Source organism: Bacillota bacterium (genome assembly GCA_012837335.1).
GTDB lineage: Bacteria > Bacillota > Limnochordia > Darwinibacteriales > DTU012 > DTU012.
Genome location: DURM01000034.1, coordinates 1 through 7,343, shown reverse-complemented (window position 1 = coordinate 7,343; position 7,343 = coordinate 1). Strand labels below are relative to the sequence as shown.

At 48.2% G+C, this 7,343-nt stretch carries 7 protein-coding genes; 5 read left to right on the top strand and 2 right to left on the bottom strand.

What is annotated here, in order from left to right; all coding sequences use genetic code 11:
* A partial coding sequence (locus GX019_05060; protein ID HHT36529.1) for a DUF4411 family protein occupies positions 1-247 on the top strand: 247 nt, incomplete at its 5' end.
* A gap of 35 nt (positions 248-282) precedes the next feature.
* Here GX019_05060 and GX019_05055 read toward each other — a convergent pair.
* Together GX019_05055 and GX019_05050 are read right to left on the bottom strand one after the other, a co-directional pair.
* Positions 283-1,533 (bottom strand): Glu/Leu/Phe/Val dehydrogenase, encoded by a 1,251-nt coding sequence (locus tag GX019_05055; GenBank protein ID HHT36528.1) that lies wholly within the window; start codon positions 1,531-1,533, stop codon positions 283-285.
* 114 nt (positions 1,534-1,647) lie between these two features.
* Entirely contained in the window at positions 1,648-2,145 is a 498-nt protein-coding gene (locus GX019_05050; GenBank protein ID HHT36527.1) for a nucleoside deaminase, read from the bottom strand.
* A 225-nt stretch (positions 2,146-2,370) separates the two neighbouring features.
* On the opposite strand from GX019_05050, the gene GX019_05045 reads away from it, so the two are divergent.
* The 4 genes from GX019_05045 to GX019_05030 form a co-directional block, all read left to right on the top strand.
* Entirely contained in the window at positions 2,371-2,817 is a 447-nt protein-coding gene (locus GX019_05045; GenBank protein ID HHT36526.1) for a MarR family transcriptional regulator, read from the top strand.
* A 77-nt stretch (positions 2,818-2,894) separates the two neighbouring features.
* On the top strand, positions 2,895-4,553 hold the full coding sequence (locus GX019_05040; GenBank protein ID HHT36525.1) for an ABC transporter ATP-binding protein: 1,659 nt from the start codon (positions 2,895-2,897) through the stop codon (positions 4,551-4,553).
* Positions 4,553-6,382 (top strand): ABC transporter ATP-binding protein, encoded by a 1,830-nt coding sequence (locus GX019_05035; protein ID HHT36524.1) that lies wholly within the window; start codon positions 4,553-4,555, stop codon positions 6,380-6,382. Before GX019_05040 ends, GX019_05035 begins: the two co-directional genes overlap by 1 nt.
* Before the next feature lie 141 nt (positions 6,383-6,523).
* Positions 6,524-7,343 (top strand): DnaJ domain-containing protein (locus GX019_05030; protein HHT36523.1); only part of this gene is annotated, 820 nt, incomplete at its 3' end.

The window sequence follows — 7,343 nt, the reverse complement described above, 5'->3', positions numbered from 1 at the left end:
CCAAATTATTACTGCGGTTGTAGATAGCGAAAGATATAACGAATCAGCAAAGTATGTGTTTGCCGATGCACCTGACTCGTGGTTATGTGCCCATGCTTTAGCGAATGGTTATGTAGTTGTTACTGAGGAATCATATGATCCAAATATCAAGAAAAAAGTGAAGATACCTAATGTATGTCGCCAATTTGGTATTAGGTACATCGATTTATTTAGATTTATAAGAGAGATAGGTATTAGTTTTAGATGATAAACTAGGAGCTAGGCTTCGGCCTAGCTCTTGATTTAATACCATCCGCTTAATTTCATAGCGTCGGCTACTTTTTTAATTGAGATCATATACGCTGTGGTGCGGAGATCAACCTGGTGTTCTTCCTTAAGCTCCCAGATCTCGTTAAAGGCTTTAGTCATCATGGTTTCCTGCTTATTCTGCACTTCTTCCAGCGTCCAGGTATCGCCAGTAAGGTTCTGCACCCACTCAAAGTAGGAAACAGTTACGCCGCCGGCGTTAGCCAGGATATCAGGTACAACCAGAACTCCCCTATCTTTCAAAATCTGATCTGCTTCGGTGGTGGTCGGTCCATTAGCACCTTCGCAGACTATTTTTGCCTTAATGTCTGCGGCGTTTGCTTGGGTGATGACGTTTTCTAATGCGCAGGGAAGCAGAATGTCCACATCCCAAGTGATAATGTCTTCCCGCGGGAACTCTTGTTCAGCCCCGGGGAAACCTTTAATCACTTTGTGGGTTTGGACGTACTCACTTAAGGCATCAATATCAAAGCCGCTGCTGTTGTAGAGGCCGGTGGTGTGATCGGCAACGGCTACGACTTTAGCGCCCATTTCTGCTATGTACTTGGCGGTGTAAGAGCCCACATTGCCAAAACCCTGAAGGGCCACTTTGGCAGTGGTGATGTCTATCCCCAGTTTTTCAGCCGCAAGTTTAGCAATCAGGGCAACTCCGTATCCGGTAGCTTCAGTTCTACCGAGAGAGCCGTGGAAAGATACCGGCTTTCCGGTAAATGATCCTGGAGCAAACTGGCCGGTAATCTTCTGGTATTCATCAACCATCCAAACCATAACCTGTCCGTTGGTTCCCACATCAGGAGCAGGAATATCCACTTTTTCTCCAAGGATTGGAGCTACTGCTCTTACGTAGCCTCTTGCCAATCTTTCCAGCTCACCTTCGGAGAGGGTGAATGGATCGACTGTTACGCCGCCTTTGCCGCCGCCGTATGGCACACCCATAACGCCGCATTTAAATGTCATCCACATGGATAAAGCCTTTACTTCGTCGAGAGTTACTCCCTGGTGGAAACGGATTCCGCCTTTGAACGGCCCCACAGCGTTGTTGTGCTGAGCGCGGTAGCCGATAAAGGTTTTCACAGTCCCGTCATCCATGGCTACCGGGATCGCAGCTTCCACTGTCCGCATCGGCTGCTTTAGAATCTCATAAACTTCCGGTTCCAAACCGAGAAGATCGCAGGCCGCCTTAATCTGTTTTTGGGCATTTTGAAAAGGATTCATGGCATCTGACATAGTTAGCCCTCCATTTTTCGGATTGATCCAGTCTTAAATTAAGATTATTCACCATTATAACACAGATAAGTAGCGGGATCCATAAAAAAATGGTTAAAAGAGCCAGACCTGTGCCTAGCTCTTATCATTCCCCTTCTTTCTAGCATAAAACTCTTGATGCAGCTTCCGCACTTCCTCGGATAGCTCAGGAACAGGTCCGTCTACAACCGTGTCCCGGATCACATCCTGGATCGGCAGATTTTTTACTCGTGATGGAGGAATTCCCAATTCACCCAACCACTGCACCAGCTGTTTGGAAGAACTTGCGTAGACGATTCTGCCTAGGCCAACCCAGCCATGGGCAGCCGCACACATGGGGCAGTGCTCACCAGATGTGTAAACGGTGGCTTTGGCCCGTTCCTCTAGGGTCATGTTCTGGGCAGCCCATCGAGCGAGATTAAACTCAGGATGTTGAGTGTGGTCCCCGCCGGCAACTTGGTTGTGGTCTTCTCTTAAAACTTTTCCATCACCGGAGACAAGCACCGATCCAAAAGGTTCATCACCTTTTTCCAATGCAGTTCTGGCTAACTCCACACAGCGCTTAAGATGCTTTAAATCGGTCTCGGTAATCATCAGTGAATCCCTCCCTGCTTTCTTCTTTACATCGATTCTATTTGATTAAGAAGAAAAGTCAAGGTGTGTGTTCCGGGAGTAAGATGCTGCAGTGCGGCAAATGATACGGGAGAAGCTGATTACCCAGCCGAGCAAAGGCTGGGTTTTCTCTGTTGACACGGATCGGAAAATAGTTTAGCATTAAAGTATTCGATAGTTTAGTGCTAAAGTATTGGGGGCGAAATAGTGCGGGAAGCAGACGCTGCTCTCCATTTGCGGCAGACCTACCAGAGATTAGCGAGAATAATGCGGGCTAAAGTGGATGAATACGGCTTATCTTTTCGCCTACTGCATATCGTAATGCTGATTGCGGATAATCCTAATGTAAATCAGAAAGAGCTGTCCGAGCGGATGCGCTTGACTCAGGGCGCGATCAGCGGATCAATTAAGCGCCTGATTAAGCTGGGGCTGGTTGAGCAGATACCGCTGGAGCAGGATCTGAGGCATAACCGCTTGGTAGTGACGGAGCGGGCCAAAGCGGTTATTGCTGATTATGAACAGCATATTCTCAGCCGGTATAAAGACCTCTTTCAAGGCTTTACCCAAACTGAACTGAAGCAGTTTAACCAATCACTGCAGAAAATCAATGCTAACTTAGATGAAATCGAAAAGAGTGACTTGAAAATAAAGTAGATAGGGGCGGTTCTTTGAAGAAGTTACTACCTTATTTGAAAAAATATCGCGCATATGCTTTCTTAAGTCCGGTTCTGATGATCTTAGAGGTACTAACCGATGTATCGGTGCCTTACTTGATGTCAAGGATTGTGGACGTGGGTATTGCCACCCAAGACATTAACTATGTTGTTAAAGTAGGAATCACCATGATTGCGGTAGCACTGGTGGGCATGGTATTTGGCATCTTAAGTGCCCACTTTGGGGCGCGGGCAGGATACGGCTTTGCCTCTGAGATCAGGCTGGCAACGTATGAAAAGATCCAGGGTTTTTCTTTTGCTAACCTCGATCAGTTTACTGTTTCCTCATTGATTACGAGGTTAACTAATGACTGCAACACCCTCGGGCAGGTTATGATGATGAGTTTACGAATGGGTGTCAGGGCTCCATTTATGATGATTTTCGCCCTCTTGATGGCAGTCCGGATCAACTCATCATTAACTCTGGTTTTTGCAGTGTCGATTCCGGTTATGGTTGCGATTGCGGCCTTTGTAATTACCAAGGCCAGACCGCTGTTTATGGAAATGCAGACCCGGGTTGACCGGCTCAACGCTGTGATTAAAGAAAACCTAGCTGGTGTCGGTGTCGTCAAATCCTTTAACCGCCAAGAGCATGAAGAAAAAAGGTTTAAGGAGCGCAATGACGGCCTCAGGGATACTGCCTTGAAGGCAATTTCTATTGTTATTTTTGTGATGCCGCTTTTAAATCTAATTATTTACGGTACGATTATCGCGGTGCTCTGGTTTGGGGGCAAGCAGGTTACATCGGGAACCATGGGCCAGGGTGAGCTGATTTCGTTTATTACTTACATCACGCAGATTATGATGGCCTTAATGATGGTATCCATGTTTTTCATGCAGCTGCTAAGGGGAGCAGCCTCGAAGGAAAGAATCCTGGCTGTGTGGGAAACAGAGTCGGAAATCGCGAATCCGGCTGATCCGGTTCGTAAAATCAAGGACGGCTCAGTGGAGTTTAAAGATGTCTGCTTCGTTTACCCGGGCGGCAGTGAAAGAGTGCTGCGGGATATTAATCTTAGGATTGAGTCGGGTGAGATTATCGGGATTATCGGTTCTACCGGCTCCTCCAAAACAACTCTCGTGCAGCTGATTCCCCGCCTGTACGATGTAACTAAAGGTAAGGTGTTGGTGGGCGGAGTTGATGTGCGGGATTACGATCTGAAATTCCTGCGGGATCAAGTAGCCTTTGTGCTCCAGAAAAACACCCTGTTTACTGGCACGATCCGGGATAATATGAAGTGGGGCAACGAAGACGCGACTGATCTGGAGATTATTACCGCTTTAAAGCAGGCTCAAGCTTGGGAGTTTGTCTCCAAGTATGAAGACGGCCTGGATCACTGGGTTGAGCAGGGCGGAGCTAACTTCTCCGGGGGTCAGAAACAGAGATTGACCATCGCCCGGGCACTAGTCAAGAAGCCGAAGATTATGATTCTCGATGACTCAACCTCAGCGGTGGATATGGCTACTGATGCTAAGATTCAGCGCACCTTCCGCGAGGAGTTAAAAGACATTACTACAATTATCATTGGCCAGCGCATCTCCTCGATCCAGTACGCGGATCGGATTATTGTGATGCATGAAGGCCAGATCGAGTCCGTGGGCGATCATGATACGCTCCTCAAAATTTCACCGATTTACAGAGATATCTATGAGTCGCAGCAGAAGGGGGTGGCCAGCTGATGAAACCACATGGAAAAACGAAGCAGCTGCGCCCGCAGAACATGCGCAAGACTGTCGTCAGGATGTTCAGCTACTTTAAGTACCATAAGCTCTTATTTGTAATCGGAATGCTGTCCATTACCATCAGCTCTGTGGGGCGGATTGCAGCTAACAGTATGCTCAGTCCGATTATCGATTCGCTGGTTGTTGAGCAGAGTCAAGCGCTGTTTATTAAGAATCTAATCATCATGGCAGTGATCATCATCGCAGTATCCGCTGCGGAATATTTGGGCAACTTATCCATGGCCCGGTTGGCGCAGCAGACCATCCACCGGATTAGAACCGAGATGTTTGCCCATGTCCAGCGGCTGTCCATGTCGTTTTTTGACAGCCACAGCCATGGCGAGCTGATGTCCACCTTCACCAATGACGTGGATATGCTCAACCAGGCGCTGGAGCAGAATGTTTCCCAGATTCTCATCTCAGCGGTTACGTTTATCGGTACATTTATCATGATGCTGGTAATCAGTCCGGCGCTGACAGTGATTGTGGTGCTGATGCTGGGAGTTATGCTGGCCGCCACCCGCTATGTGGGCAGCCGCTCAGCGCGGTACTTCCGGGCGCAGCAGGCGGGGCTGGCAGATATGAACGGCTATATCGAGGAAATGATGAGCGGTCAGAAGGTAGTTCAGGTTTTCAACTATGAAGACCGGGCTATTTCCACCTTCCGCGATAAAAACGAAACACTGCGCCAGTCCAGCACTAACGCCTCAACCTATGGAGTTATGCTGATGCCGATTATGGGAAGCCTTTCATTTGTGTTATACGGGCTGGCTTCCATGGGTGGAGCGTATTTGGCGATCCTCGGCATTATTACGGTTGGAAATATCGCGGCGTTTCTCCAGTTTACCCGCACTATTTCCCGCCCGATTACCCAAGTTTCCAACCAGCTGAATATGCTGTTTGCGGCAATTGCGGGCGCAGAGCGGATCTTTACTGTTCTGGACCAGGAGCCGGAGGAAGATGCAGGCGAAGTCAGACTGGTTCCCGACTGCTCCGGCCGGGGCGGACTGTGCTGGGCAGTGCCTACAGAGGATGGGATTGTTTATCAGCCGCTGCGGGGCCACATTAAGTTTGAAGATGTGGACTTTGGCTACGTTCCGGGCCAAAAGGTGCTGAAAAACATCAATCTTTGGGCAAAACCCGGACAGAAGATTGCCTTTGTCGGCTCAACCGGAGCGGGTAAAACAACGATTACGAATTTAATCAACCGCTTTTATGAAATAGAAAAAGGGAAGATTCTTTTTGATGGAATTGATATCCGCCGCATCAACAAGCATGACCTGCGCAGTACGATGAGTATTGTGCTTCAAGATGTGCACCTCTTTGAAGGCACAGTAGCCGATAACATCCGCTACGGCCGGTTAGACGCAACGGATGAGGAAGTAGTGGAGGCGGCAAAGCTTGCCAACGCCCATTACTTTATTAAGAACCTTCCTCAAGGTTATGATACGCTGCTGACTGGAGATGCGGAAAATCTCTCCCAGGGAGAGCGGCAGCTTTTATCCATTGCTCGGGCAGCCGTTGCCAACCCCACAGTATTAATCCTGGATGAAGCCACCTCATCGGTGGATACCCGGACAGAGCGCCTGATCGGCGAAGGTATGGATAAACTGATGGAAGGCAGAACCACCTTTGTGATTGCCCACCGACTGTCCACAGTGCGGGACGCAGACGCGATTATGGTAATCGAAAATGGTGAGATTATCGAGCGGGGCAGTCACGAGGATTTAATGGAACAGAAAGGACGCTACTACGCCTTAAATGCGGGGATAATCGAGCTGGAGTAGGAAGTAGGAAAATCACTAAATCAATCAAACCACTTGCTCTTGATACCTATGGATCAGGAGCAAGTGGTTTTTTTAACAAGGTATTTACTTAATATCTGTTGAATTTAGATTATGAACTTAACAATGGAGGAGCTAGAGGGTATGGCGTACGATCTGTATCAAGTGCTGGAGCTTACACAGGATGCGACAGAAAAAGAGATTAAAGCTGCGTTCTTTAGACTTGTAAGAAAGTACACGCCCGAGGATCACCCGGAGAAATTCAAGGAGATTAGAAAAGCATACGAGACCCTGCGGGATCCCAAAGCCCGGGCGAATTACGATGCCATGGAGCAGAGCGGCGAAGCTATCGAGCAGCTGGTAGTAGAGGCGCGGGAGCATGAAGAAAAGAAGAACTGGGAGGAAGCGGTCCGATGCTATAAAAGAATAGTGGCTTTAGCTCCCGGATTAGATTGGGCTTGGAATGCCCTGGGACTCTGCTATTCCTATCAGGAAGATTACCCAAATGCCAATAAAATCTTTACCAGGCTCACCGCGAGAGCCGGTGATGTGGCAGTCTACTGGTACAATTACGGCTGGATCAATATGGATCTATTTAATAAATCCGAGCATTCAGGGTACCTGAGCTTGGCTCGAAAAATGTTTGAGAAGGCCCATGAATTAGAGCCATTTAACTCCACTTATCCGCTGGATATTGCCCGCACTTATCTTGACAGCAAGGATTACAGCCAAGCCCTGACCTACGTCAATAAGGCGATTGCTATCAATCAGGAAACCAATTTTCAGGATATGGATGCTTATCTTGTTAAAAGCATGATTTATATCGGTCAGGGGCAGCCGGAGCGGGTTGTCAGCATTGCCGATGAGGTTTTAGCGGCGCCTGGCGGAGACTTGGAATTTTATAAATACGCAGCGTATCGGCTGGCGGCATACGGCTATGAGTTCTATAAGAGCCGTCGTTATG

Excerpts from the sequence above, each read along its gene's own strand:
- GX019_05040 (HHT36525.1), top strand. The coding sequence starts at position 2,895 with ATGATCTTAGAGGTACTAACCGATGTATCGGTGCCTTACTTGATGTCA.
- GX019_05035 (HHT36524.1), top strand. The coding sequence starts at position 4,553 with ATGAAACCACATGGAAAAACGAAGCAGCTGCGCCCGCAGAACATGCGC.
- GX019_05055 (HHT36528.1), bottom strand. The coding sequence starts at position 1,533 with ATGTCAGATGCCATGAATCCTTTTCAAAATGCCCAAAAACAGATTAAG.
- GX019_05050 (HHT36527.1), bottom strand. The coding sequence starts at position 2,145 with ATGATTACCGAGACCGATTTAAAGCATCTTAAGCGCTGTGTGGAGTTA.